This window comes from Mesorhizobium sp. M0663 (assembly GCF_040320585.1).
Taxonomy (GTDB): Bacteria; Pseudomonadota; Alphaproteobacteria; order Rhizobiales; family Rhizobiaceae; genus Mesorhizobium.
In genome coordinates this window covers 23,668-49,961 of sequence record NZ_JAMYPX010000017.1, presented here as the reverse complement: position 1 = coordinate 49,961, position 26,294 = coordinate 23,668, and the positions used below count along the sequence as shown (strand labels likewise).

Sequence of the window (26,294 nt, the reverse complement as noted above, 5' to 3'; positions counted from 1 at the left end):
AAACTCCTCAGCGGTAGCCGGCGGCTTCGTCGTAGTTCTTGAAATCGACCAGCGTGCCGAGCATCTGCAAATAGGCGACGAGGGCGTCCATTTCGGTGACCTGTTGCGGGTTGCCGTCGAAGTCGCCGATCTTGGCTTTGGGGTAGCGGGCTTCGAGGCCGGATGTGTCGGCGTTGGGATCAGCCTGCGCCATCAAGTCGGCGCTGGCGTGTGCGATCATGTCGTCGCCGTAGGGGACACCGACACGGCTGTTGGCGACCAGATGCGTCGAGAAATCCTTCACCTCGATGGGCATGTCCTTCAGGAACGCGTAGCTCGGCATGATCGATTCCGGCACCACCGAACGCGGCTCGGTGAGATGCTGGACGTGCCATCCGTTCGAGTAGCGGTCGCCGACCCGGGCGAGATCCGGCCCGGTGCGCTTCGAGCCCCACTGGAACGGGTGGTCGTACATCGACTCGGCCGCCAGGCTGTAATGCCCATAGCGCTCGACCTCGTCACGGAACGGCCGGATCATCTGGCTGTGGCAGAGGTAGCAGCCCTCGCGCACATAGATGTTGCGCCCCACCAGTTCGAGTGGCGAGTAAGGGCGCATGCCTTCAACCTTCTCGATCGTGTTGTCGAGATAGAAGAGCGGTGCGATCTCGACGATGCCGCCGATTGTTACGACCAGCAGGGACCCGAGGAGAAGAAGTGTGGCGTTCTTCTCGATGACCGCGTGTCTCTCCATCAGGCCCATTTTCTGGCTCCTGATCGCACAGGCTGGAGGGCGGGGATGGAGCGCGGCATCGGATCCTCCTCGCGCCGGTAGCCGAGGATGGTCATGGCGATGTTCCAGGCCATGATGAGGGCGCCCGACAGATACATCGCGCCGCCGATGGCACGCATGATGTAGTAGGGATGCATGGCGGCGACGGTTTCGGCGAAGGAGTAGACCAGGAAGCCCTGCTCGTTGTATTCGCGCCACATAAGGCCCTGCATGACGCCGGAGACCCACATCACCGCAGCGTAAACGACGATCCCAAGCGTCGCCAGCCAGAAGTGCCAGTTGACGAGCCGCAGCGAATAAAGCCGGTCGCGGTTCCATAACTTCGGGACCATGAAATAGATCGCGCCGAACGAGATCATGCCGACCCATCCGAGCGCGCCCGAATGGACGTGACCGATGGTCCAGTCGGTGTAGTGCGAGAGCGAGTTGACGGCCTTGATTGACATCATCGGGCCTTCGAAGGTCGACATTCCGTAGAAGGCGATGGCCATGACCATCATACGGATGATCGGGTCGGTGCGCAGCTTGTCCCAGGCGCCCGAGAGCGTCATCAGGCCGTTTATCATGCCGCCCCATGACGGCATCCACAGCATGATCGAGAACACCATGCCGAGCGTCTGGGCCCAGTCCGGCAGGGCGGTGTAGTGGAGGTGGTGCGGACCGGCCCAGATGTAGAGAAAGATCAAAGCCCAGAAGTGGATGATCGACAGCCGGTAGGAATAGACCGGTCGGTTGGCCTGCTTGGGCACGAAATAATACATCATCCCGAGGAAGCCGGCGGTGAGGAAGAAGCCGACGGCATTGTGGCCGTACCACCATTGCGTCAGGGCGTCCTGTACGCCGGAGAAGGCTGAATAGCTCTTGGAGCCCAGGAAGGAGACCGGCACCGACAGGTTGTTGATCACATGCAACATCGCGATGGTCACGATGAAGGAGAGGTAAAACCAGTTGGCGACGTAGATGTGCGGCTCCTTGCGCTTCAGGATCGTGCCGAGGAACAGGATGAGATAGGCGACCCAGACGATGGTCAGCCAGATGTCCACATACCATTCGGGCTCGGCATATTCGCGGCTCTCGGTGATGCCGAGCAGGTAGCCGGTCGCGGCCATGACGATGAAGAGCTGGTAGCCCCAGAACACGAACCAGGCGAGATCGCCGCCGAACAGCCTGGCACGACAGGTCCGCTGCACGACATAAAGTGACGTGCAGATGAGTGCATTGCCGCCGAAGGCAAAAACCACGCCGGAAGTATGCAAAGGCCGCAGTCGGCCGAAATTGAACCAGGGCTGGATGTTGAGATCGGGGTAGGCGAGCTGCAGGGCGATGACCACGCCGACCAGCATGCCGACGACGCCCCAGAACATGGTGGCGATGGCACCGTAGCGGATCGGCCCATCCATGTAAGCGGCGGGGTCGATCGGAACTGCCGGCTTGAACTCCGTGTTGCGCAACAGAATCGCAGTGAAGCCAGCCACGGCGAAGAACAAAACCCACATATGCCGGCGAAAAGGTTCATCTACGCCGAAGCCGGCAGCCAGCAGGGCCGCAAACGCAAACAGGCTTAGAAGGACGATCTCTGTGCCGAATTTCATCGCAAGCCCCGATTTCCAATTCCGGCGGGCGCCAAACCGCAGTGCCTTATTGCGCAGCCGTGGCCTGCTCGCCCTGATCCATGTCAGAGCCGCACGATTTTGCTTCGAGCAGCATCGAGTTCGGTGCGATCAGACTGTGGCGATCGAATGTGGAAGCGCAGCACCGGCCGCCACGCTTATGGACAGGCCCGGCGTCCCCAGTCTGGCCGGGTATGGAGGCGATCGCGGGCGTGTGGGAAGCGCGCCTTCTGTGACGCTGGAAAGTAGGCCGATGCCTTGCCGAACGTCGATCGTTTCAATGCCTTGGGACAGCCAGCGCCAGCGTTGCGCTGCCTTCGTGACATTCATGGTTCGGGGGAACGGCGATTTTCCCCTGCGTATGAGGCGTATTGACTTCGGCCGAGTGCGATCCTGCCTGGAACAGCCGGTTGCACGTCGAGCACCTCGAGGATGGATGCTTCGCCGACGAGTTGGCCGAAACGCACCTGGCTCATGCGATCGGATGGAGAGCGGGCTATCGCTATGCGACTTCTTCTAAGCCCAACGCGAGCATGCCCTGCCCCGAACGAAGTAAGTGACGTAGGCCATGCAGCTTCGGTGTCATTCAAAGGGCGGTTGCGCCTCGGCCGCCGCAGCGCCGTTCCAGCCGGCTCATGCTGTCCACGGTGACACGGCGGTTGTTCTCGATCCGAATCACGCCGTCCATTCTCAGGCTGGTCAGCTGACGGCTCACAGTCTCGTTTGTAATTCCAAGGAAATCAGAGATGTCGGCACGCGTCATCGGCAGCTCGAAGCACGCCGACCTAGCCGCCGGGTCAACACTGGAACCGATGTTCCGGGCGATCATGAGGAGAAAGCTCGCCACCTTCTCCGGTGCGGTCTTGCGCCCCAGAGTCACCATCCATTCGCGTGCCTCGTCGAGTTCGTTCAGCGCCTGCTTGAGCAGGCGATGCACAAATTCCGGTGATTCCTTCATCATCCGTTCGATGGCCGCTCTCGGAAACGAGCATAGCGAGACAGCTGTTGCCGCTTCCGCATTGATCGCGCTTTTCATCTTGAAGGGCCGTCCCAGAAAGTCCGGCGCGAACTGGAGACCGACGATCTGCTGGCGGCCGTCCGAAAGGCTCTTCGTGAGCTTCACCACGCCTGAAAGCACGTTTGAATAACAGTCGACCGCCTCGGCGTCGCCGATCAGTTCGACCCCCGGCTCGATATTGTGCCGCGACGACGTCTTGGCGAGCTGAGCCAAATGGTCTGGTTCGAGCGCACCACAGACACCGTGGTGCCGTGCCTCGCAAGACAGGCAAAGAACGGGAATGCCGGAACTATGAATGTCCTGCCGTAATGTCATTCGATTGCTCTACCGGTCCAGTGCGGGCAGGATAGCAATCGACGGTAGAAAAATCCTTGCGGCAGTTTGTCCGTGCTGAAGGTTGATCGAAATCAGGGCTTAGGCTCATCCAAGCATCCACAGTGCCGGCGACGCAAACACGGTGGGACCACGACATGCGACTGGAGCTAGCTGCCAGACTTGGCGAGAACGTCCCGCGCTATACCAGTTATCCGACCGCGCCGCATTTCAATTCAAGCGTCGATGCTGCCGTTTGTCGAGGCTGGCTGCAGGCGCTCGACGACGGCGATGAGATCTCGCTCTATCTGCACATCCCGTATTGCGACAAGCTTTGCTGGTTCTGCGCTTGCCATACCAAGCAGACACGCCACTACGAACCAGTGGCCGCTTATCTGCGCTCGCTGTATGCGGAGATCGCGACTATTGGCGGCCTTGTCACCGGCAAGGGCCGAGTTCGCGCGGTTCATTTCGGCGGCGGTTCGCCGACGATGCTCAAACCGGAAGATATCGTGGCGCTGGGAACCGTCCTGCGCAACAGCTTCACGTTTCTCCCCGGTGCAAAGATCAGCGTCGAAATCGAACCCAATGATATGGACGATGCCCGCCTCGAGGCACTCGCCGAAATCGGCATGACAAGGGCGAGCCTCGGCGTCCAGGATTTCGACCCGAAGGTGCAGACAGCGATCAACCGCGAGCAGAGCTTTCTGCAGACCAAGACGGTTGTTGATGGCGTCCGTTCGCGTGGCGTCGAATCCGTCAATCTCGATCTGCTCTACGGCCTGCCGCATCAGACCAGGGAGAGCGTCGTCTCCACGGTTGCACAGGCACTGACCCTGGAACCGGATCGGATCGCGCTTTTTGGCTACGCCCATGTGCCGTGGTTCAAGAAACATCAGACGATGATCGACGAGGCCTGGTTGCCGGGTCCGGCGGAGCGGTTTGCCCAATCGCAATTGGCAGCGCGGGCGATCATGGACCAGGGATACGAAGCAATCGGGCTCGATCATTTCGCCAAGCCGGGCGATGCGCTGGCGCTTGCGGCCCGCGCCGGGACTTTGCACCGGAACTTCCAAGGCTACACCGAGGACCGCTACGAGACATTGATCGGCCTCGGCCCATCGTCCATCAGCCAGTTTCGGCAAGGCTATGCACAGAACATGCCTTCGACCGCCGAGTATGGGCGCATGGTCGAGAACGGCGGGCTGGCTGCGGTCCGCGGCATTGCGCTTTCCGAAGACGACCGTGTTCGCGGCTGGATCATCGAGCGGCTGATGTGTGACTTCGGCTTCTCGGCGATCGTACTGGTGGAGCGCTTTGGCGAAGCCGGCCAAAGACTTCTCGTCCGAGCGAGTTCCACGGCCCTCCAAGATCCTGCGCGGTTGCTTGAACTTGATGGTGACCGCTTCGTCGTGCCTGCGGAAAGCCGGCCCTTTGTCAGGAGCATCGCGGCAAAGTTCGACAAATATTTCGAAAGTGGAACGGCCAGGCACTCAGCGGCAGTCTGAGCACCGCAGAGGAACGGTCATGGTTCTCAGTCGATCGTGAACCGATTGCGCTACGTTTTTCACTGTTGATCGGCGACCGTCGTGTCGAGACAAGAGAGCGGACCAGACGCGTCTTGGCATAGCGACGATATCGTCCGGTCGTGCCTTCCGGCGCCGTATTCCATTTCGCAGTCCCTGAAGCGCCACGTCGAGTCCGGCCTCTTTTCTGTATCGGAAGCAGTCGACAATCGTCCTGGCCAGATCATGGTTGTCGGCCGACAGCTCCCTTCGGCCTTGCAACAAGAATCCGCAAGGACCGTGCCAGCTGCAGCAGGCGCCGCCGCATCGCACCACCATACTATCCACCCGTGGCTCGCGCTAACCTTTGATTGGTTCGCGCCAGGCCGACGCCCGTCGAAACCGAGCCTCGGCAACAATCCGAATCGTAAGCGGCTGGCCACGCTCTTGGTGCCGGTGGCAGAAGTCCGCAAGCACCCCGGCAGCGCCGTCAAGCGTGGGACAACCCGTCCACCCGAATATCTGCCGGCGCAGTTTCAGTGAAAAGCGGGCCTAGGCTAGACGGCTCTCTTGTTACCCCAGAGCATAACGTGCAGCTGCGGCAGCACACGGGCTTCGAACCACCTGTCGCGGGTCACGCTATCAACCAGCCACTCCATGCGCTTCAATATTCCGTCAAGGTCGACAGGCGCGTCTTCATTTGCGGGGCGTGGCGGCGTGTGATTGCCGGGTTGCAGATAGATCGGAAGTCGCGGAAATCTCGCAGCGGCGTCTTTCGCGTAGGCGTAGTCCCTTTCGTCGAAAACAATGAGCTTGAGCACGACTTGCGGCCTGCCTTGTGCCGCCTGGAGGCACGCCTCGAAAGCGGCCCAATCGGTCGTCATTTGGCTTGACGGCGGCTTTGGGCTGAGGACTAGCACGTCAAGGTCGGCAAACCAGTCCCTGGCCACCGAACCTTGGGTTTCCAGCGCAAAACGGTAACCTTCACCATGGCCTCGCTCGATGAGCGCGGCGAGCGGCTGGATGGCCGGATTGCCGCCTGACAGCGACACCATCAGCGGGCGGCCACCGGAAAGCGCAAGCACGTTTTGCCACACCGCGCCAATGGACATCATCTCCCATTCATGGCGGAATTGATTGTCCACCGCATGCAGGCTGTCGCACCAGGAACAGCGATAGTCACACCCGCCGGTTCTGACGAAGACGGTCGGCAAACCGATGAGCACGCCCTCGCCCTGGATCGTCGGCCCGAAAATCTCACTCACGCGGATTGCGGGATGCGTATCGGTCATGGCCGGTATTCCGCCCAGGTTTTCGGCGTTTCGCTCACCCGCACGGCCGAGGTTTCGGGCAGGCGTGCCTTGCACCATTCATAAAAATGTCTGGCCAGATATTCCGCCGTGACTTGCTCATGTCCCAGCACGTCGTTGAGATGTCGGTGGTCGAAGCTCTCGTCGATGTAGCGTTTGAATGGCGCCAAATCGTGATAGTCGCGCACGAAGCCGTTCTCGTTCAGTCCATTCGCTGAAAGCTCCACTTCAACGATGTAGTTATGCCCGTGCAGGCGCGCGCATTGGTGATCGGGTGGCAACGAGGTGAGCTGATGCGAGGCTGAGAAGTGGAATTCCTTGGTGATGCGGAACATTACGCGGTCCTCCTTCGCAGCGCATCGAGCCAGAAGTCGGAGTCCTCGTAGTCGGTGGGGTCCGGCTGCCCAGAGAGATGAAACGCCTCGCGCCGCTCGACACAGGTCCCGCACCTCCCGCAGTGACGCTCGGCGCCCTTGTAGCAGGACCAGGTCTGCGCAAATGGCGTGCCGTATGCTGCTCCATTCCTAACAATGTCCGCCTTCGTGAGATTCACATAGGGTGCATAAATGCGAATCTTCGCGTAGCCGTCGAGCGCGTGGTCCTGCATCATCTGGAAAGCGTCGATGAAGGCCGGACGGCAGTCGGGATAAATGAAATGATCCCCACCATGCACGGCCGTCGCCACCGCGTCAGCGTCGTGCGCTGCGGCGAAGCCGAAGGCAATGGCCAACATGATGGCGTTCCGGTTCGGCACCACCGTGACCTTCATCGTGTCTTCGGCGTAGTGCCCGTCGGGCACGTCCACATTATCGGTCAGCGCGGAGCCGGAAAGGCCGCCGCCGATCTCGTGGATGTCGATGATGCGGTGCGGGACGCTCAGTCGCTCCGCACAAAGGGCGGCGAAGCCCAATTCCTTCCTATGCCGTTGGCCGTAATCGAAAGATAAGAGGCCGGCGAGTTCGTGCTCCGCTGCCACCTTGTGAGCAAGGGCGACGGAGTCCAATCCGCCGGAGCAGACGACGAGAGTCTTCATTGTTGGGTCCTTGTTTTAACCGGGTAGGCTGCGACCGGAGATTTCTCTGCGCTCCCAGTACTTCAGGAAATCCATTTTGTGAAGTGAACGGGGGACGAGTTTCATGCGCTGACGTGCCGCTGTGTGCAAGGCGCCCTCGCGGTGAGCCTGCAAGGAACACGGACTAGCGAAACGTCACGCTTCAGCGGAATGCTCAAAGGCGAGCGCACCGGAATATGCTCTGCAGGAGGTCCGGACCTTCGTAAACAAAGTTCTCGACGATCAAGCGCCCGGCGGTCCCGAGCTTCGAGGGACGCCACCGCGAGGGTTTCAGGTACAAGACGGCCCGAGGATGGGCTTGCCGCAAGAGAACGGACTTACCAGTGGGATGTTCAGCGACGCCGATGCAGATGTCTGGAATGATCACGACATCAATTGTCGCGGCAACTTTGGCTGGCCTGCTCCTCGGGTTCCGTAGATCCAGCGCATTCCGCTTCAGGATCGGTTCGAACCGGAGCACGCCCTCGGTCAATGGACTGACCGGCAAACCCTGAATGATCGGTCGTGAGCCGACATCTGTGAACAAGCGGTGTGGTCGATTGCTATCACCCATGTGTTGCGCGCAGGTACCTTATGGCAGTGGATGAACTGGATTTGATGGTTTTACGGCTGGCGGTCGAAAGCGTCCGCTCGCTCTCCTTAAGCTTCGCTGAAAAGGCCGCCGAGGTAGCCACCAGGAGCCGCGGCATCCTGCTTTTCGACGTGCGGGTCGACGGTGACGCGGAGGTCCAGCGGGTCGCAGCCATCCGATATCAGGGCGACCAGATCGGCGTGCTGGCGTTGGACAGACAGGGTCTTGTTACCCACCAGTGCATCGTCAACGGTACGTTCTCACATTTCACTACGCCCTTGGAGAACTGGCACAGCATGCCCCTGTCGATGCAGGCCAAGATCGATGCCAACGGCCATGCCAGTCTCTTCCTAGGGGCCTTGCGAAATGCCGGACATTTGCTGGGCAGCTAGCATTTGGCTAGAATGCATCTGTGAATTTTTGCATGCGCATCGCTGCCGCGGCGGTCGCGGCAAAGCGATCGCCGCGATGATGGCGATCAACGCGCGGGCGTTGCATCGATGCGCGATCGTTTAGACAGAGGTCTCCGCCTGGCATCGAGCAACATGCACGGAGGACGCAAAGCGCAAATGCATCAAGTATTTGAAGGGACGAGCCCCTCGCGCAAATGGAGCTTGCGCTGCCGTTGTCATTCCATCGTGCCGCCGAACTCGGGGGCGTGACGATCGACCACGACGGCCTATTTTTTGCAAAGCCGAATGTCCCGATTCCGAAGCCACGAAAAAACTCCGATCACAGCGAAGAATAGTAACAACACGGGCGACGCAAGCCGCCTTGCCGTAGCAGGGGAGGTGCTTGCGGTGCTCTCACCGACACGAGATCGCAAATGGCACATGGGTGAGCACCAGAACTGGCGACACCCATGGTGATCGGCTTGACTCGCTGGAGGAAGCACAAGGCTCAGCGGGCAGAGGCGCAAGCGACGGTCGGACACTGGCTGGCTGCTCGGGATCTGATCGAGGCGTAGTCGGACAAGGAAGCGTAGTGCCCTACCTCGATGTTCCTAGAAGCGCGCCGGCAGCCTGGCGGGGGGGCTTGGGGTTAGACTGCCGGCGCACGCCACTCATGAAGAGCGGCCCCTTTTTGCTGTTCCGACACCCATAGTCAACCCGGCAGCGTCTGGATGCCCGCTGTGCTCTTTTCAGAGCGGCGCGCGATGCCGGCCATGTCGGCCGATCCTGCCTAGTCCAGGATGGGGGGCCACTCTCGTCGGCCGAGTTGATGCTCCAGCCAGTATCGCCTTGCCGACCAGCATGAGTTCGCTGTTAGCAATCCATCGTCGCGAGCCGATGCTATCGTGCACGTGTCGCAGCACTCCGGGCGGCTATATCGCCTAAGACAGCATGACGAAGCGTTCCAACTTCCTGTTCGGCGAGCCCGTGTGCAGTTCCATCGGACAGTGGACGAGAATTCTCTTGGCGGTACTGCGCCAGAAGGCATTCGCGTCCAACGGAATCAAGCGACGACTATCAGCCGCAAACTTCACATCACAAGAGCGGTCTTCCACCCATTGCAGATTATCCGACTGATCAGGCGGCGTCCGATATGTCCGCCTCTGCCTCAAGAATTCCCACAGGTATGGACAGCGATCTTGCTATCCGATCCCGATAGCCCTTGTTGTACCTCACACCCCGCTCGATGTTTTGGATTTCCTCAGCGGCAAGCCCGCACGCCACCGCGAGGTCCTCGATTGAATACCCAAGGTGCTCACGATAAGCGCGGATGATGTGGGTCCCCTGCGACATAGCCGTCAAGACTGGCTCGGGAATGCGCGAATCCTTCATAAACATCTCCAAGAAGATGGGAGCGCCTGACAAATCGGGAGATTTCCTCCCCGACCCTGGCGCACACCCAGCAAATCAAAAAAATGGACGTCCATTCGGCCGGACCGGCCTCATCCATGGAATGGGCCACTTGAAATTGGCAGCCGGGTCGGAATATGGCGGCTCACCTGCTTCTGATCAAGTTCTAAGAACCTGCCCACCCTGAGATGGCCTGATCGGCTGTAGCGCATTCGACCTGCGATCCTACACGACTCACTCTCGCCGATGGCTTTCTTGAACAGCAACTCGAACTCCCCCTGACGCCTCCAGTGGCTATTCGCGGCACCGTCCACCCAGCCTCGCGGACGCTGATACCTTCGACCAATTTCCACCGCCGATGCAGCGAAAGACGCGCTTGTGCTTGAATCACACATCGATCAACGCTGTTAACGAAATTTTTTAAGCCGCCGATGCTTGTTCGGAGACCGAAAGGATGGGGCGCCCGAGGGCGCTTTTGTGCTGACGTCGGCTTGAGCAAGCTCGATCCGGCTGCCCTGTGCAATCGCCCGACCGGCCGAAAAAAGGATGGCGATTGTCATGATGCGGCGACGGCGAGTTTCCCGAAATTGCAGCAAACAATGGTCATCTGGTTCATCCGGGCTTCGGATCCAGACAGGGGGTAGCGCTTTCGATGGACGAGCATCGCCACCTATAAAGGTTCGCAATCATTCGACCGTGACCGATTTTGCGAGATTGCGCGGCTGGTCTACATCTGTGCCCATGAAGAGCGCCGTGTGGTAGGCAAGAAGCTGTATCGGCAGCGAGAAGATCATCGGCGCGATAATCTCGTCGACAGCCGGCAGCACGAGCGTGTGCATAGTGTCGAGTTTCGATGCGGCTGCCCCTTTTTCATCGGTGATGAGGATAATCCGCCCTCCACGGGCAGCCACTTCCTGCATGTTGGAGACGGTCTTGTCGAAAAAGCGATCATGGGGCGCGATGACGATCACTGGCATGTTGTCGTCTATCAATGCGATCGGACCGTGCTTCAATTCACCCGCCGCATAGCCCTCGGCATGGATGTAGGAAATCTCCTTGAGCTTCAGCGCACCTTCCATCGCTAGCGGGAAACTGGTGCCACGGCCGAGATACAGGACGTCACGACACTTTGACAGTTCGCGCGACAGGAACTCGATCTCCGGCTGGATGCTGTTGAGTACCTGGCCCATGACGCGCGGCACTTCGGCGAGGCTCCTGACGAGCGCCTGCAGCTCGTCTTCGGTTACGGTCCCGCGGGCTCTGGCGGCGCCGATGGCGAGTGCGGCTAGAACGGCAAGCTGGCAGGTAAACGCCTTGGTGGAGGCGACGCCGATCTCCGGTCCGGCAAGGATCGGGAAGACCGCATCGGCCTCCCGAGCGATGGTCGATTCGCAGGCATTGACGATAGCGCCAATTTTCAGCCCACGCTCCTTGCAGTACCTCAACGATGCGAGCGTATCGGCGGTTTCGCCGGACTGCGAAATGAAAAGAGCCGCCGACTGCGGCGACAACGGGATCTCGCGGTAACGGAATTCGGACGCAACGTCGATTTCAACCGTCAGGCGCGCGTAGCGCTCGAACCAGTATTTTCCGATCAGTCCGGCGAGATAGGCGGTCCCGCAGGCCGAGATCGCCAAGCTCGGGATCCTGGCGAAATCGATGCCAGAAACCATGTCGGCGCGATTCTCTATGATGTTGCTATAGTGACGGAGAGCATGGGCGATGACTTCGGGCTGCTCGCAGATTTCCTTCTCCATGAAGTGGCGATGATTGCCCTTGCTGGCCAGATCGGCCGCGGCCGTGGAGGTATGGCGCGGACGCTCGACGGGGTGGCCGTCGAAATCGAAGATATGGGCGCCCGAATTGCCGACAACGGCCCAGTCGCCCTCGATGAGATAGGTAATTTCATTGGTGAAGGGAGCGAGCGCGATCGCGTCGGAGCCCAGGAACATCTCGCCGTCGCCGTGACCGATCGCCAGCGGTGGTCCGTTGCGCGCCGCCATGATGGTCGACGGATCATCTTCGAAGAGGACGGCAAGCGCATAGGCGCCCCTGACGCGTTTCAGCATGGCACGCATCGCCTCTTGCCGCCTCATGCCCTCCCGGCGGTGTCTTGCCAAGAGATGCGCGACGACCTCGGTGTCGGTGTCGGTCTGGAACTCGGCGCCAGCCGCCGCCAATTCGTCCTTCAGCTCGGTGAAATTCTCGATGATCCCGTTATGGACGACGGCGACACCGTCGGTAAAGTGCGGGTGCGCATTGCGTTCCGTCGAGGCCCCATGGGTTGCCCAACGCGTATGGCCGATGCCGATGTTGCCGCTCAGCGGCTCTTCCTTCAGTCTCCTCTCGAGATTGACGAGCTTGCCCTCGGCGCGCCGGCGGTGCAAGGCACCTTCGGTGATCGTCGCAACGCCGGCGGAATCATAGCCGCGATATTCCAAACGCTTCAATGCGTCGACCAACCGATCCGACACCGGCTGTTGCCCAACGATGCCAACAATCCCGCACATGTTCGTCTTCCCATTGTTGCCGGCAGCTTCAGCCCACGCGAGACGGATACCCATCCGGCCGCTTTCATTGGGGACCTTGTAGTAGTATTCGGTAATATTGGTACAATTGATTGTAGGGATAACTATCATCCAGCCCATGGATGAGCCCCTGATCTAAACTTCTCGTTGCGCCTGACGCCCTCATGACCGAACGCAAGCCCACACCCCGCGGCACGAAGGAACAATCGGCCATGCGCGACCATCCCGGCTACGCACCTGACACGAAGCGCCGCCGCTCGTGATCACGCGGTGATCGGCATGATCACAAGCACTGTAGTTAGGCAGCATCAGCGACGCATGATCGGCATCATCATCATCGGCAGCGTCGGCGCCGTCGGCATGATTCACGTGTTCGTCACGTTGATCATAATCATCGTCGCCGCCGATCCAGTTTCTGATTGCCTGCCGCTGTTGACGCGGCTTTCGCCGGTAGAGCTTAGCCCGCGATGGCCTATCAATACGCTGTTAGTCGGCATGGCCGAAACCGAGAGTCAGGCGGCGCACGCCACAGAGCACGTTCAGCGACCGTTTCACTCAGCGCCGGCTTTCTTGGGGTTCGTAACGGTCAACAGGATTCTCGGGGCATGAATGCACTATCACGAAAGCGTTGGTTCTCAGTGCTTCGTCCGTCTTACTCAAACCCGATTCCCGCAGCGGAAGAACTAGCCGCCTTGATGCACGGCGATAAGCTTTTGACGGCCTGAAGCGACGTTGTGGTCGCCGTTGCGGTGCTTTTCCACGCGCCTCGTCAGGCGCCGGGATTGCTCCGTCGTGATGGCAGGCGGGGGTTTGCAGGTTGCGGTCGACGGGTTCGTTTCGGGGCGTCTGCCCCCATCGTTATGTCGCGAGTTGGGGGATGCGATCGAGGACGATGCGCAGGATGCGCTGGTCGGGGCACGATGTCGGCAGGTGCAGGCGGATTTGCGATTTCATCTCGACCACCCGCGCAGCGATTTTGATGAGGCGCAATCGCAGCGTGTCGAATTGGGCGACGGCAAAGCTCGAGCGCCTCGGCATCGCGGCCCCCAAGCCCCACATCAACCAGTAAGCACCGGCATGCAGGAATAGCCGGAACTGGTTGGCCGTCGCTCTGGTGCAGGATGTGCGGTCGGCGGCAAGATGCGTCTTCCACGACTTGATGTGGTTCTCGGCCGCGCCGCGCCGGCAGTAGACATCCTCGTAGAGCGCCTTGGCCTTCCACCGGCAAGGTTGGTGACGACGAAGCGGATATCGCCACCTTGGGCGCCGACCTCGACCCGCGCGATGATGCGCCCGACGCGGCTCCAACTAGCGGCGCCGTCAACGAACTCCTTGAACCTGCGGACCTTGCCTGTCTTACGCTTCGAAGCGCGCCGTCGTGCTGGCCTCCAGATCCGCGACATGCTTGCGCAGGGTCGTGGTGGGCGCGAGGCCAAAGATGAAGTCGACGTCGTTGGCGCGGCACCAGTCGATGACCTGCGGGTTGCAATAATGGCTATCGCCGCGGAGCAGGATTCGAATGTTCGGCCAGTTGATCCGGATCGCCCGCACCAGACGGCGCAGGTGGGGGCGGATCTCAGCCCCACTCGGCCGCTTGGCCGGTCGCAGGATCGCGCTGACGAACCGTCCCGCACCATCGAACACGACGATCGGCTGGAAGCCGTACTCGTCATGGTGGGCATTGAACAGGCGAAGCTGTTGGCCTCCGTGCACAGCGTCGAAGGTATCGTCAATGTCGAGTACGATCCGCTTCGGCACCTGCCGGAACGAGGCGCAATAGAGATCGACCATCGCCCGTCCCATCGCGACCAGCTCCCGCACGCCGGGTAGGTTCTCCAGCCGGCACAGCGTCGATTGCGACGCCAGATCCCGACCCGACGGCAGCGCATCCTGGGCCATCTTGAAGACCGGATCGCGGCGCAGCCGGTTGGCGTCGTTGCCGTCCTCGTAGCCGGCGGCGATCATCTTCATGCGAAAGCCGATCATGTCCGCCAGGCTGTAGACGACTTGGTCCGGGCAGCGCGGATCGTCGATGCAACGCGCCAGACGCGGCCACCCGCAACCGCTTTTCCACCTCGGCCAAGGCCAGAACGCCGCTGTTGGACGACAGCATGCCGCCGTCGAAACGGGCGACGACGGACTTGCCGCCGACTGATGACAAACCGCTCAGCGGCAGCGCAAGATCGTTCATGGTAGGTGTGGTCTCCGGGAAATGGTTCGGATCGGCTTAAGCAACCAAATCCTACGTCATTTCAACGGCTTGCGCCACATCCACCAACCCCCATGAATTTGGTTAGGTTGATGCGGCGTGCCGCCGCCGTGAGGCCGCGCTCGCTCAGCAGCGCGTCGAGAACGACGAGAAGATTCAGATCGAGCCCTTGAAACGCATGTCTTAGCTATCCATAGCGTGGATGCATTTGATTGGAACAAACGATTTTACCAATTTTCCGGAATGTCGCATGGACTTGGCAGGACCTAACGTGCGCCGATCACTGCCTCTATCGCGTGGCGAGTCCCTTGAGAAGAGCCCGAAAGAGGAAATCTGTCGCGTGCGGTGGAGATTGTACTGGGAATGAGAGGCAGCGCTCCGATCATGTCGAACTCTCCGACGAATGGTGGACCGGTACAATAGTTGATCGCAATGGTCCGGAGCTATGAAACATCTCGATTACATATGAGGTGCCGAGTGAATACGCTGACAGCACCCACCGTCGCAGCGTTTAGCTGACGTTTGACGACGGTTCCTATCCATTTACACGCAGATTCTTGATGTGCTGGCGCAAAAGCGGGAGGCCGGCGACTTTTCTTCCTGACGCCGCAGAAGCCGGAACTCGTCCGGTTCCTATGGGCATTGGGCTTGGTCGGTCGCACAGGCTCTATGAGGGGCAATTTTGGCAACGCGACGCGACTCGGGTTTTGAACGACGCCGAAAACGCAAGCTGGAAAGGAACAAGATGGCAGATCAACTCGCCAACGAAATAATGGCCATGATCAAGAAGCGCGCCGCGTCGGAGGGCGGCATAGCGCCTGCCACGGGCGGCGAGATAACGGCTGCCACGGGACTGACTTCGCTCGGTATCGATTCACTGGGATTGGCGGACGTTCTCTGGGACCTGGAGCAGGCCTACGGCATCGAGATCGAGATGAATACGGCCGAGGCATGGTCGGATCTCCAGAATGTTGGGGACATGGTGGAAGCCGTGCGCAGCTTGCTCGCTAAGGGGGTGTGAATGGACAGGCGCGTCGTGATTACTGGGATTGGCGGGATTTGCGGGCTTGGGACCAACGCCGCCGCCATTTGGAGAGAGATGCGAGAAGGCCGCTCCGCCATCGGCCCAATCGTCAACTCCGAGCTCCATGAATTGAGGGTCAGGATCGGTGCCGAGATCAAGGCGCTGCCGGAGCATGACATCGACGGCAAGCAACTCATCTCCATGGACCGCTTCAGCCTGCTCGCTGTGCTTGCGGCGCGCGAAGCCATGCGTCAGGCCGGACTTTCCTCCAAAGAGGGAAATAGCTATCGCTTCGGTGCGACGGTGGGCGTTGGCGGCTGCGGGTGGGATGCGATCGAGCAAACCTACCGCGCCATCCTTCTGGGCGGTAAGCGTGCCGCTCTCTTGACTGTACCCAAGGCGATGCCGGGTGCCGCTGCCGGCCAGGTCAGCATGAGTCTCGGCCTGCGCGGGCCGGTCTTCGGCGTCACGTCCGCCTGTTCCTCGGCAAACCATGCGATTGCCTGCGCGGTGGACCAGATCAGGCTCGGCCGGGCCGACGTGATGCTTGCCGGCGGCAGCGAAGCGCCGCTCATATGGGGTGTGCTGAAGGCATGGGAAGCGATCCGCGTGCTTTCGCCCGATACTTGCCGGCCATTCTCGGCCGATCGCCAGGGCCTGTCGCTTGGTGAAGGCGCCGGCATGGCGGTGCTGGAAAGCTACGAGCATGCCCTGGCTCGGGGCGCCGCCATCCTTGCCGAAATTGCCGGTGCCGGCCTTTCCGCCGATGCGTCCGACATCGTCGCGCCGACTGTCGAGGGGCCGGAGGCAGCAATGCGGGCCTGCCTTGCCGATGCCAGGCTGGACGCCGAGGATGTCGACTATCTCAACGCGCACGGCACCGGCACCAAGGCCAACGACCAGATCGAGACGGCGGCGATCAAGCGCGTCTTCGGTCAGCACGCCTTCTCAATGTCCATTTCTTCTACCAAGTCCATGCACGCGCATTGCCTCGGCGCGTCCGGCGCGCTCGAGTTGATCGCCTGCGTGATGGCTATCCGCGAGAGCGTCGTGCCGCCGACTGCCAATTATCGTGAGCTGGACCCCGATTGCGATCTCGACGTCACGCCCAATGTGGCACGCGAGCGCAAGGTGCGCGTGGCACTGAGCAACTCCTTCGCCTTTGGCGGCACGAACGCGGTTCTGGCGTTCAGGCAGGTGTAGAAGCCATGAGAGATGCCTCCGGCAACATTATCTCTCGCATCCAGATGCTTGCCGGATAACTATTGTGAAGGGCGGGTCATTGACCGCCTCGGCGAATGCGGGAAGTGGCAGCGGAAGCTCGACGATCCGGGGGTATCGTCTTTGCGAAATTCTTAACTGTTGAAGCGGCTTGGACGTACCGCCGCCCCGTAAAAGGTAAGCGAGGCCCTGCGGGCTCGGCTTGAGGGTCTGAAGCTGTACACGAATGTCTGGAAGCCGCAGGGTCGGCTCTGCGCCCGTTATAGTCGCCTGAGTGCTGCCGGCAAGAAGCCACCGGTGGTCATGGCCGAGATCGTGCATGAGATGGCCCCTTCTTGTGGACCATCGGGCGAGAGGTTTCACCATCATAGCGGTCTCGAACCAACGTGCGGCACAGCGCCGGGGGCGGAGCCACGGTGGGGAACTCCCGTCGGTGGTTATGTGGCCGAGCCAGTCCGCGCGGCGCCCTCTCCGATAGGGTTAGAAGGGTTCAGCTAGCTAGGCGCGTGTCACGTTTTGTATAAGGCATAATAGCAGTGAGAAATGGAGATTGATGCCTGCGCGTTTTCGAATAAGGCAATCACTAAGCTGTCACCCGAATTACATCAGGAATTGTCTATAGCCGCCGCCCATCAGGTAGCGGCCACGTTGGATGGCGCGACGCACCTGATCGCGAAGATGGCTACCTGGATAAGACCAATCTTCTTCGACACGGCGTCTCCCGAACAGGGCAATGGCGATCTCCTGATGAGATGCTCCCGCAAGCGAGCCATCCAAAGCCTGGAGCACGAGACGCAGACGCGCTCCGCGGGGCTCCGGCGGAAAGCAAGCAGCTGCCAGGCGGCCGCAACCATTGATGTCGTTCAGGAACTGAAGGGCAGCGACATGGAACTTCAGGTGCTGCGGCTGCACGATCGCGTCGACATATAGCCGCAACGGGCGGAGAACGGATGCACCGGAAAGGGCGATCTGCAGACTCCGGCAGTCCTCCCTCAGCAGCACGTGCTGCACGCCGGCAGGTGTCAGCAGGATGTCCTTGCAGCATGAGAGCGAAGAAAGATCAAGCGGTTCAAAATCGTGGTCGAGCCCAACTGGCTCCGCGGCCGCTCGTAGGATACGGGCGCAGTCGCGCGGATCCCAAAAGACCCTTGCCGACGTAGCGTCCGACTGTGGCGCGTCCGCGAAAAAGGAGGCTCCATTGTCTTAGGAAAGATGATCCTGTCGTCAACTCGATTATCTTCATGTCGGCCTGGGCTCCGACAATGCAGGCGGACGGTGCCATTTTGGCGTGGTCGCGCTGGAATTGTGGATTGCGCCGAAGAAACTCCCAGGCCCAGGCAGTGCGCGGCAATCGTCTGGCGTAGTGGTAAGCTTCGTGACGACGCCAGTCCGGCCAGCATTCAAGACCGACCGTCGCTTCCTTGGGCAGACCAGCATCCTTCACGGCTCAGGTGTCCACAATGCCGACGGGCCTAGAACCGGTTGCCACAGTACCGGTCCGCTCAGACGTCCCCTGCTGCGGATGCGCAAAAGGCTCGCGCGGGAAATCTCGAGAAACCCGGCCACCGCCTCCGTTTTGCCGACGGACTTGGGTTGTCCGATGCGCGACAATGGCCACGTCGCGAGGCGAAGGATCCGTTCCATGCGCGTATCCGTCACCGTTACTATCCGGGTCAGATCCTTGGCCAAGCCGAACTCGATCATGCCCGCGAAGAGCTCGTAGGTTGCCTGGGCCAGCCCGCCCGCTGCCTTGGGCGCCGACGGAGGGAGATCGAGCGCGAAACGACTGCTCTCCCATATGTCGGCAGTCGATGGCATGACGTCAGCACCCAGCAGCACCGGGAACGTGTCGCGCAACATTGTGGGTCCGGTGCTGGGCAAAAGACGCACGCAACCGCGAATTCGCCAGTCGGATCCCTTGAGGAGCAGATAGACAGGCTTCAGACCATCAAACGGGTCTGTTTCCATCTGGTCTTCGGTATCAACTTCCCAATCGAGCCTTTCCTTGAACACCCGAAACCTGAGCCCGTGCATCTCTTTGAGCTCGCTTGCGAACTCGTTGTAAAGGTCTGGTGTTATCAGCTGCATCATGGTCGCCTCCGTGCGGGATGTGTTCCCGCCATCGAAGGGCAAAGCTGGCAACGATGCAGCCTGTAGAGGTTTACAGCTATCGTGGCAGAAGAATCAGGATCTCGCCTGGCCGGAGGCAACCAGTCGTGCAACGGCCTGGTTGATCGTTCGAACGCCAAGCTTTGCCTTGGCGTTTTCCAGATGAAAGGTCACGGTGCGCTTTGAGACGCCGAGAAGCTGGCTGATAACCCAAGCCGACTTGCCGCGCGCCGCCCATTTCAGGCACTCGAACTCCCGCGGGGTGAGCGTTACACCATCCACCACGCGATCGTCGGCGAGCCTGCGCCGGACATGGATATGAAAGTTGATGGCCACCAGCTGCAATGCTTTTTCGTAACGTGTCAGTGACCGCAACAGAGGCGGACGGGACTCGTCGGAAGCAAAGGTCAGGGCAGCAAACCGGCCGCGATGATCATGCATGGACATCGTCAGGCCGCCGCGGATGCCAAACTCAGCCGCACTCTCCAGAATTTGTTGCTGCGAATTCGGCAGACAGTGCCGAGCGCGATCCACACCCCAATCGAAGGTATCCCAGCCTTGCAGCCCGCGCAGGATGACCGGATCAAGACTGTGGTACCGCTGTTGCAGATAACGTGATGTCCAGGATGAAGGATAGTTTGAGATCAATTGCGGGGCGTCGCCGGAGGCCGACGGGTAAGTGAAATAGGCGAATAGCGGAAAATCGAAGCCGGCTGCAGCGGATGCCATTGCCTCACGGAGATCGGCAGCATCAACACTTGCAGACAGTTGCTCGACGAAGTTCTCAAACACGCGATGCATTTGCGCTTTGCGTAACCTCCGTGATCGCTCGATGCCAGGCAGAGACCTTGTTTTAAACGATCCCGGACGGATACAGCGCGTGCCGAGAACCCCGTTAACCTGTTAAAACCCCTGATATTCTGACGTTGTCTATGAGCCGTGTGCCGCCGAGCCAGGCCGCGACAAGCAAGCGTGCAGGTCGGTTAAGGCTTGTCATGGGTCGCAGATCTGCCTCGTCGCGAAGTTCCAGGTATTCGATCTCGCGATAGCCTGCAGCCAGAATTGCTGCGCGCGCTTCGGCAAGCGTTGGCAGGACGGGCGAGCCGCGGGCAAGCCGCTCAGCCGTCTCGAGCAAGACCGATGGTAGCTTGTGGGCAACAGCACGCTCTGCTGGTGAGAGCCGGACATTGCGCGATGATAGTGCAAGACCGTCGGCTTCGCGGACTGTCGGACAAGGAACAATGGTGATTGGAATATCTAGGTCCCGGGCCATATGCCTGACTAGCTGAAGCTGCTGAAAGTCCTTTTCGCCAAAGAAGCCGAAGTCAGCGCTGGTCTGCAGGAAGAGCTTGGCGACGACGGTCGCCACGCCATCGAAATGTCCCGGCCGGAAGGCACCGCACAGGCCCTCGCTGACACCGGACACCGAAACGGTCGTGGCGAAGGCCGCCGGATACATCTCCTCTGCATCCGGCGCATAAAGCAGGTGCGCGCCAAGCGGTGCCAGCTTGGCGGCATCCTCGTCCTCGGTGCTCGGATACGCGGCGAGATCGGCCTGGCTGTTGAATTGCTTCGGGTTGACGAAGAGCGTCACGATCACCCGGTCGGCCTTCACGAGTGCCGCGCGCACCAGGCTGAGATGGCCCTCATGCAGGACACCCATCGTTGGCACGACGGCAATCCCCACGCCCTCGCGGCGCCATGCGGCGACAATTTCGCGAAGCCGGGCAACGCTCCTGACAATCGGCACGCTCACGCTGCTTCTCCGCTCTTGGCCGCGTCCGCGTCGGCGGGCTTGGGCGCATCGGCAAACACGTGCTCGGCGGCCGGAAACTGGCGCTCCTTCACTTCCCGCGCATAGGCCGCGATCGCAGCCGCAGCGGCCTCCCCCAGTTCAGCATAGCGCTTGACGAATTTGGGCCGGAAGTCGCCGAAGAGGCCCAGCATGTCGTCGACGACGAGAATCTGGCCGTCACAGGCTGCCGAGGCACCGATGCCAATGGTCGGGGTCGCCACCTCCCCGGTGATCCGGCGGGCGAGCGCCTCGGGAACCTTCTCCAGCACGACCGCAAAGGCGCCCGCTTCGCTCACCGCAAGCGCGTCGCGCCTGATGCGCTCGGCATCCCCGCCTCTGCCCTGCACGCGGTAGCCACCGATGGTGTTGATCGCCTGCGGCGTCAAGCCGACATGGGCCATGACCGGCACGCCGCGCGCGGCGAGGAAGCGGATCGTCTCTGCCATCGTTTCGCCGCCTTCGAGCTTGACGGCCCCGCAGCCGGTCTCGGCCATGACGCGCGCGGCATTGCGGAAAGCCTGCTCGGGGCTTTCCTCGAAGGAACCGAACGGCAAGTCGACGACCATCAGCGCCTGCTCGAGGCCACGGCGCACGGCCTGGCCGTGCGTGATCATCATCTCCAGCGTCACACCGAGCGTCGAGGGCAGGCCGTGGAGAACCATGCCGACGCTGTCGCCGACCAGCACCACATCGCAATGGGGATCGACAAGCCGGGCGACTGGCGTCGTGTAGGCGGTAAGGCAGACGAGCGGCGTCCCACCTTTGCGCGAACGAATATCCGGCGGTGTGATCGCCTTGGTGTCACCAAACGCACTCAATGGACCCTCCTTCCCCAACGTTACCAACCGCGGGTGTCGCGTTTGCCACATTTTTGTGCAAGTGCGAAGAGCTAAAAATGGCCGTGCAGCTGTGCGGTGTTGACGTGCGGACAGGCGCGCTTACACTTAAATCGATTCAGGCGCCCCCGAGCTGGCCAACCACTTTCGCGAACATGGACGATCAGGCAAAAGGACCCAGGAAAGACAGAGCCGCTGTCAAGGCCGACGAAGTCAAAGTGGACCTGATCGCCTTTGTCGTCGCCGTAAACGACAGTGAACCCTGTGTCCTCACCATCGGCCAGGCGGACACCCTGCCCTCCGGACCATTTGCGCTTGAGCACCGATCGCTGCAATCCGGTTTGAGGGGGTGGGTCGAGCAGCAGACCGGCCATCCGCTGGGGTATATTGAGCAACTCTACACCTTCGCGGATCGGGATCGCATCGGCGCCGAGCGCCAGCAGCGCGTCATCTCCATCAGCTATCTCGCATTGACCCGCAAGGAACAGGCAGCTGGCTCGCCCAAGTGCGGCTGGCAGAGCTGGTATGAATATTTTCCATGGGAGGACCACCGCTCCGGCACGCCTCCGGTCGTGCTGGACGTTCTGCGACCGCGCCTGATTGAATGGGCAGACGGCGTCAGCGACGCGGCCACGCGACGTGAACGCTGGCAGCGGGCGACGATAGCCTTCGGCTTCGACGACCGCCTTTGGAACGAGGAACTCACGCTTCAACGCTATGAGTTAGTCTACGAAGCAGGCCTGGTCCAAGAGGCCGGAAGCGGACGGGACGCGACGCTGCCTCCGCTGGTGCCCAGCAAGTCTATGGTCGCCGATCATCGCCGCATCGTGGCGACCGGCATTGCGCGGCTGCGCTCCAAGATCAAATACCGGCCGGTCGTCTTTGAGCTGATGCCGCCGGTCTTCACGCTTTTGCAGCTGCAGCGAACCGTGGAGGCGCTTGCCGGCAGGCTCGTGCGTAAGCCGAACTTTCGCCGCCTGATCGAGCAGCAGGAGCTGGTCGAAGAGACCGGAGAGGCCACCACGGAGACCGGCGGCCGGCCAGCGAAGCTTTACCGGTTCCGCCACGCCGCTCTCGACGAGAGGGTCATCGCCGGGACAAAATTGCCGCTGGCGCGGGGTTGACATCCCTTATACTCACAGCAAGTATATGCTGGTTATTTTCAACTAGAGTATAAGCTGGAGGGGTCGATGAGCGCCATGCTGCCGACGGCCGCGTTTCTCTACGAGCGCGTCCGACGAGTGATCCCGCCGATCGAATGGCCGGCTTTCGTCGAGGATATCGAGGCGATCCTTGCACTGAAGCGCGAGCGCAACGCCATCATCCTGGCGCACAACTATCAGACGCCCGAGATCTTCCATTGCGTGGCCGACATCGTCGGCGACAGCTTGGCACTGGCCCGCAAGGCTGCGACGATCGAGGCGCAAGTCATCGTGCTGGCCGGCGTACATTTCATGGCCGAAACGGCCAAGCTCCTTAATCCAGACAAGACCGTGCTCATTCCGGATCTCCGCGCCGGTTGCTCGTTGGCGGAATCGATCACGGCAGAAGACGTGCGCTTGATGCGCCAGCGTTATCCCGGCGTGCCGATCATCACTTATGTCAACACGTCGGCCGAAGTGAAAGCCGAGTCGGATATCTGCTGTACATCCGGCAACGCCAAGGCGGTCGTCCAATCCCTTGGCGTTCCCCAGGTGATCATGTTGCCGGACGAATATCTGGCCGAGAATATCGCCGCCCAGACCGATGTGCAGATCATCGCCTGGAAAGGGCATTGCGAGGTGCATGAGCGCTTTACACCGGCCGACATCCGCGAGTTGCGCGAAAGCCATCCCGGCGTGATCGTGCTCGCACATCCCGAATGCCCGCCCGACGTCGTGGCTGAAGCAGATTTTTCCGGCTCGACCGCTGCCATGTCCGACTATGTCGAAAGGCAAAGGCCGGCACGTGTCGTGCTGATGACGGAATGTTCGATGAGCGACAACGTCGCGTTAGCGCACCCAGAGGTCGAGTTCATCCGGCCCTGCAATTTGTGCCCGCACATGAAGCGGATCACGCTTGCCAACATCCGCATGGCGCTCGAGCAGAACCACCATATCGTAACCATCGAACCGGGGATCGCCGGGCGCGCGCGGCTTGCGGTGGAACGGATGCTGGCAATTTGAACGCCGATGTCCGCAGTTTCTTCGGGCGGCCCATCATCATCGGCGGCGGCATCGCCGGACTGATGACCGCGCTTCAACTGGCGCCCGAGCCGGTGCTGCTTCTGTCCAGGACGCTGCTGGGAGCTGACAATTCGAGCACCTGGGCACAGGGTGGTCTGGCTGCAAGTTTCGGCGAAGACGACGATCCGGCACTGCACCTGGCCGATACGCTTGCCGCCGGGGATGGTCTCTGCGACAGAAACGTGGCGAGCCGCATCCTCCAAGCCGCGCCAAAGGCGATAGAGGGGCTTGCGGGCTTTGGGGTTCCCTTCGACCGTACACCGAAAGGATCACTGTGCCTCGGATTGGAGGCCGCACACAGCCGACGTCGCATCGTTCATGCGCATGGTGACGGCACCGGGCGTGAGATCATGCGTGCCCTGATCGCGGCTGTGCGTTCCACACCGTCGATTGTTGTCGCGGAGGGCGTGGAAGCGCGCCGGCTGGCGGTGCGAGAGAATGCGATCCGAGGCGTCTGGGCGAGCGGTTCGATAGGACCTGTCTTCTTCGGCTCACGGCGGGTCGTCCTCGCCACCGGTGGGATCGGGGGACTGTTTCTCGACACCACCAATCCTTGGGGCAGTTGGGGACAGGGCCTGGCGCTTGCGGCCCGCGCTGGAGCTGTCCTTGCCGATCTCGAGTTCATCCAGTTCCACCCGACCGCGCTTGACGGCCCGGAACGCCCTATGGCGCTGGTCAGCGAGGCCGTCCGCGGCGAAGGTGCTGCCCTGATCGACGAAACCGGCCAGGCTTTTCTCCAGAGCGTGCCAGGGGCGGAACTTGCGCCTCGTGATGTCTTGGCGCGCGCCGTCTGGAACCATCTTGCCAACGGCCACCGTGTTTTTCTCGACGCGCGGCAACGGCCTGGCCCGGAATTTGCTCGACACTTCCCGACAATCGCATCAGCCTGTCGTGGAGCCGGCATCAATCCCGCGCGCGATCTCATCCCCATTCGTCCGGCCCAACACTACCACATGGGTGGCGTTGCCGTGGACGGCTCCGGTAGGACCTCCGTCGAGGGGCTGTGGGCCTGCGGCGAAGTCGCTTCGACAGGACTGCACGGCGCCAACAGGCTCGCCAGCAATTCCTTGACCGAGGCCGTCGTGTGCGCCCGCTGGGTCGCTGAAAGTGTCGCCGGAACGCCTGCTCGCAGAACAAAGCCTGCGTTTGCGGACGTTTACCCATCGCCCGCTCCGACACCCGTGCGTGTTTTCCTGTCGCGTGCACTGGGCATCGTCCGGGATGGTGAAGGTCTGAAAGCAGCCGCACGTGCCTTATTGCCGCTCACCGAAAGCAAGGACGCGGCCTCGGATGCGGCGGCTGTCGGGCTAATGATCGCGGTTGCCGCCTTGTTGCGCCAAGAAAGCCGCGGCGCTCATTACCGGACAGATTTTCCTCATCATGCGACTGTCGCCCGACGGTCCGAAATCACCCTCGAAGCCGCCTTGGCCGCTGCGCGGGAACTCGGAAACTCCCCAAGCCTCGAAGGGGCAAAGTGATGACGCTCTCACCGCTTCCCACGGTCATGCTTGAGCCGCTTGTAAGGGCAGCTCTTCTTGAAGACCTTGGCAGAGCCGGCGACTTGACCACGGAGGCCATCGTCCCGAAGGAACACCAAGCGGGAACCGTGTTGGCGGCGCGCCAGTCCGGAGTTGTCGCCGGCCTCGATCTGGCGATGCTCGCTTTCCGCTTGATTGATCCTGATGTCGAAATTTCGGTGGAGCGGGCAGACGGCTGCAATGTCATGGATGGAGAGGTCATTGCATCAGTGGTTGGCCCTGCCCGGGCCATTCTCACAGCCGAACGAACGGCACTCAATTTTTTGTGCCATCTGAGCGGCATCGCTACAGCAACGGCATCGATCGTCGCTGCGGTTCGTGGATATGGCGCGAAGATCGTCTGCACGCGCAAGACGACGCCCGGATTGAGGGCAGTCGAAAAGTATGCGGTGCGCGCGGGTGGCGGATCCAATCACCGTTTCGGCCTCGACGACGCAATTCTGATCAAGGACAACCACATCGCCATCGCAGGCGGCGTTCGCCCGGCGCTCGAGCGAGCACGAAGACGGGCCGGTCATCTCGTCAAGATCGAAGTCGAGGTCGATACGCTGGCCCAGTTGGAGGAGGTACTTGGCTTCGCTCCCGATGCGGTTCTGCTCGACAACATGTCCCTCGCCGATCTTCGCCGCGCGGTCGCAATCGTTGGTGGCCGCACTATCACCGAGGCTTCTGGCGGGATCACGTCCGATACAGCGCGAGCGATTGCCGCGACCGGCGTTGATCTGATTTCAGTCGGCCGACTGACCCACAGCGCGCCGATCCTGGATATCGGCCTCGACTATTGGGACTCATGATTGCCTGAGGAACGAACAGGATCGAATCAACTGTCCTTTCCGATCG

The 26,294-nt window shown here is 61.0% G+C and carries 24 protein-coding genes and 2 pseudogenes; 10 read left to right on the top strand and 16 right to left on the bottom strand.

What is annotated here, in order from left to right; genetic code table 11:
* Positions 1-7: 7 nt before the first annotated feature.
* From ccoO to NKI54_RS24390, 3 genes are all read right to left on the bottom strand, one after another.
* Positions 8-739: a cytochrome-c oxidase, cbb3-type subunit II gene (gene ccoO, locus NKI54_RS24400; protein WP_352692555.1), complete on the bottom strand. Its 732-nt coding sequence runs from the start codon at positions 737-739 to the stop codon at positions 8-10.
* A complete protein-coding gene (gene ccoN / locus NKI54_RS24395; RefSeq protein ID WP_352692554.1) occupies positions 730-2,361 on the bottom strand; it encodes a cytochrome-c oxidase, cbb3-type subunit I in 1,632 nt (543 codons plus the stop codon). The genes ccoO and ccoN overlap by 10 nt, the downstream gene beginning before the upstream one ends.
* A gap of 604 nt (positions 2,362-2,965) precedes the next feature.
* On the bottom strand, positions 2,966-3,712 hold the full coding sequence (locus NKI54_RS24390) for a Crp/Fnr family transcriptional regulator (protein WP_352692552.1): 747 nt from the start codon (positions 3,710-3,712) through the stop codon (positions 2,966-2,968).
* Positions 3,713-3,867: 155 nt separating this feature from the next.
* On the opposite strand from NKI54_RS24390, the gene hemN reads away from it, so the two are divergent.
* Entirely contained in the window at positions 3,868-5,217 is a 1,350-nt protein-coding gene (gene hemN, locus NKI54_RS24385) for an oxygen-independent coproporphyrinogen III oxidase (RefSeq protein ID WP_352692551.1), read from the top strand.
* 554 nt (positions 5,218-5,771) lie between these two features.
* Here hemN and queE read toward each other — a convergent pair.
* The 3 genes from queE to queC are packed head-to-tail and all read right to left on the bottom strand — an operon-like array spanning position 5,772 to position 7,557.
* Entirely contained in the window at positions 5,772-6,506 is a 735-nt protein-coding gene (gene queE, locus NKI54_RS24380) for a 7-carboxy-7-deazaguanine synthase QueE (RefSeq protein ID WP_023679624.1), read from the bottom strand.
* Complete coding sequence (gene queD / locus NKI54_RS24375; protein ID WP_023679623.1) at positions 6,503-6,859, bottom strand: 6-carboxytetrahydropterin synthase QueD; 357 nt, start codon at positions 6,857-6,859, stop codon at positions 6,503-6,505. Before queD ends, queE begins: the two co-directional genes overlap by 4 nt.
* Positions 6,859-7,557, bottom strand: coding sequence for a 7-cyano-7-deazaguanine synthase QueC (gene queC / locus NKI54_RS24370; RefSeq protein WP_352692550.1), 699 nt, complete (start codon positions 7,555-7,557; stop codon positions 6,859-6,861). Before queC ends, queD begins: the two co-directional genes overlap by 1 nt.
* Before the next feature lie 612 nt (positions 7,558-8,169).
* On the opposite strand from queC, the gene NKI54_RS24365 reads away from it, so the two are divergent.
* On the top strand, positions 8,170-8,559 hold the full coding sequence (locus NKI54_RS24365) for a hypothetical protein (protein WP_023679620.1): 390 nt from the start codon (positions 8,170-8,172) through the stop codon (positions 8,557-8,559).
* 215 nt (positions 8,560-8,774) lie between these two features.
* The gene (locus NKI54_RS24360) at positions 8,775-8,915 is read left to right on the top strand and encodes a hypothetical protein (RefSeq protein WP_352692549.1); all 141 of its coding nucleotides are present in this window, start codon (positions 8,775-8,777) and stop codon (positions 8,913-8,915) included.
* 781 nt (positions 8,916-9,696) lie between these two features.
* On the opposite strand, the gene NKI54_RS24355 is transcribed toward NKI54_RS24360, so the two are convergent.
* Together NKI54_RS24355 and glmS are read right to left on the bottom strand one after the other, a co-directional pair.
* Positions 9,697-9,951: a helix-turn-helix domain-containing protein gene (locus NKI54_RS24355; protein WP_031212627.1), complete on the bottom strand. Its 255-nt coding sequence runs from the start codon at positions 9,949-9,951 to the stop codon at positions 9,697-9,699.
* A gap of 704 nt (positions 9,952-10,655) precedes the next feature.
* Positions 10,656-12,479, bottom strand: a complete 1,824-nt coding sequence (gene glmS, locus NKI54_RS24350) for a glutamine--fructose-6-phosphate transaminase (isomerizing) (RefSeq protein ID WP_023679615.1) — start codon at positions 12,477-12,479, stop codon at positions 10,656-10,658.
* A gap of 336 nt (positions 12,480-12,815) precedes the next feature.
* Between glmS and NKI54_RS24345 the strand changes: the two genes are divergently transcribed.
* Positions 12,816-13,106 (top strand): hypothetical protein, encoded by a 291-nt coding sequence (locus NKI54_RS24345; protein ID WP_352572085.1) that lies wholly within the window; start codon positions 12,816-12,818, stop codon positions 13,104-13,106.
* A 249-nt stretch (positions 13,107-13,355) separates the two neighbouring features.
* Here NKI54_RS24345 and NKI54_RS24340 read toward each other — a convergent pair.
* Positions 13,356-14,688: pseudogene (locus NKI54_RS24340) on the bottom strand (IS1380 family transposase).
* A gap of 763 nt (positions 14,689-15,451) precedes the next feature.
* Between NKI54_RS24340 and NKI54_RS24335 the strand changes: the two are divergent.
* Entirely contained in the window at positions 15,452-15,727 is a 276-nt protein-coding gene (locus NKI54_RS24335; protein WP_352692548.1) for an acyl carrier protein, read from the top strand.
* Complete coding sequence (locus tag NKI54_RS24330; protein ID WP_352692547.1) at positions 15,728-16,933, top strand: beta-ketoacyl-[acyl-carrier-protein] synthase family protein; 1,206 nt, start codon at positions 15,728-15,730, stop codon at positions 16,931-16,933.
* On the opposite strand, the pseudogene NKI54_RS24325 reads toward NKI54_RS24330, so the two are convergent.
* The 7 genes and pseudogenes from NKI54_RS24325 to panB form a co-directional block, all read right to left on the bottom strand.
* Positions 16,920-17,084, bottom strand: a pseudogene (locus NKI54_RS24325) (LysR family transcriptional regulator); the annotation flags it as partial. The gene NKI54_RS24330 and the pseudogene NKI54_RS24325 sit on opposite strands and share 14 nt — an antisense overlap.
* Positions 17,085-17,551: 467 nt before the next feature.
* Positions 17,552-17,863 (bottom strand): DUF2285 domain-containing protein, encoded by a 312-nt coding sequence (locus tag NKI54_RS24320; protein WP_352692603.1) that lies wholly within the window; start codon positions 17,861-17,863, stop codon positions 17,552-17,554.
* A gap of 157 nt (positions 17,864-18,020) precedes the next feature.
* Positions 18,021-18,395, bottom strand: a complete 375-nt coding sequence (locus NKI54_RS24315; protein ID WP_352692546.1) for a transcriptional regulator domain-containing protein — start codon at positions 18,393-18,395, stop codon at positions 18,021-18,023.
* The gene (locus tag NKI54_RS24310; RefSeq protein ID WP_352692545.1) at positions 18,392-19,042 is read right to left on the bottom strand and encodes an acyl-homoserine-lactone synthase; all 651 of its coding nucleotides are present in this window, start codon (positions 19,040-19,042) and stop codon (positions 18,392-18,394) included. Before NKI54_RS24310 ends, NKI54_RS24315 begins: the two co-directional genes overlap by 4 nt.
* Before the next feature lie 93 nt (positions 19,043-19,135).
* A complete protein-coding gene (locus NKI54_RS24305) occupies positions 19,136-19,861 on the bottom strand; it encodes a LuxR family transcriptional regulator (RefSeq protein WP_352595633.1) in 726 nt (241 codons plus the stop codon).
* Between the two features lie 94 nt (positions 19,862-19,955).
* A complete protein-coding gene (panC, locus tag NKI54_RS24300; protein WP_352692544.1) occupies positions 19,956-20,816 on the bottom strand; it encodes a pantoate--beta-alanine ligase in 861 nt (286 codons plus the stop codon).
* A complete protein-coding gene (gene panB / locus NKI54_RS24295) occupies positions 20,813-21,673 on the bottom strand; it encodes a 3-methyl-2-oxobutanoate hydroxymethyltransferase (protein WP_352577956.1) in 861 nt (286 codons plus the stop codon). The genes panC and panB overlap by 4 nt, the downstream gene beginning before the upstream one ends.
* Positions 21,674-21,846: 173 nt before the next feature.
* On the opposite strand from panB, the gene NKI54_RS24290 reads away from it, so the two are divergent.
* The 4 genes from NKI54_RS24290 (at position 21,847) to nadC (ending at position 26,248) form a co-directional block, all read left to right on the top strand.
* Complete coding sequence (locus tag NKI54_RS24290) at positions 21,847-22,815, top strand: NUDIX hydrolase (RefSeq protein WP_352692602.1); 969 nt, start codon at positions 21,847-21,849, stop codon at positions 22,813-22,815.
* Between the two features lie 66 nt (positions 22,816-22,881).
* Positions 22,882-23,856, top strand: coding sequence for a quinolinate synthase NadA (nadA, locus tag NKI54_RS24285; protein WP_352692542.1), 975 nt, complete (start codon positions 22,882-22,884; stop codon positions 23,854-23,856).
* Complete coding sequence (locus NKI54_RS24280) at positions 23,853-25,394, top strand: L-aspartate oxidase (protein ID WP_352692541.1); 1,542 nt, start codon at positions 23,853-23,855, stop codon at positions 25,392-25,394. Before nadA ends, NKI54_RS24280 begins: the two co-directional genes overlap by 4 nt.
* On the top strand, positions 25,394-26,248 hold the full coding sequence (gene nadC, locus NKI54_RS24275) for a carboxylating nicotinate-nucleotide diphosphorylase (protein WP_352643785.1): 855 nt from the start codon (positions 25,394-25,396) through the stop codon (positions 26,246-26,248). Before NKI54_RS24280 ends, nadC begins: the two co-directional genes overlap by 1 nt.
* Positions 26,249-26,294: the final 46 nt, after the last annotated feature.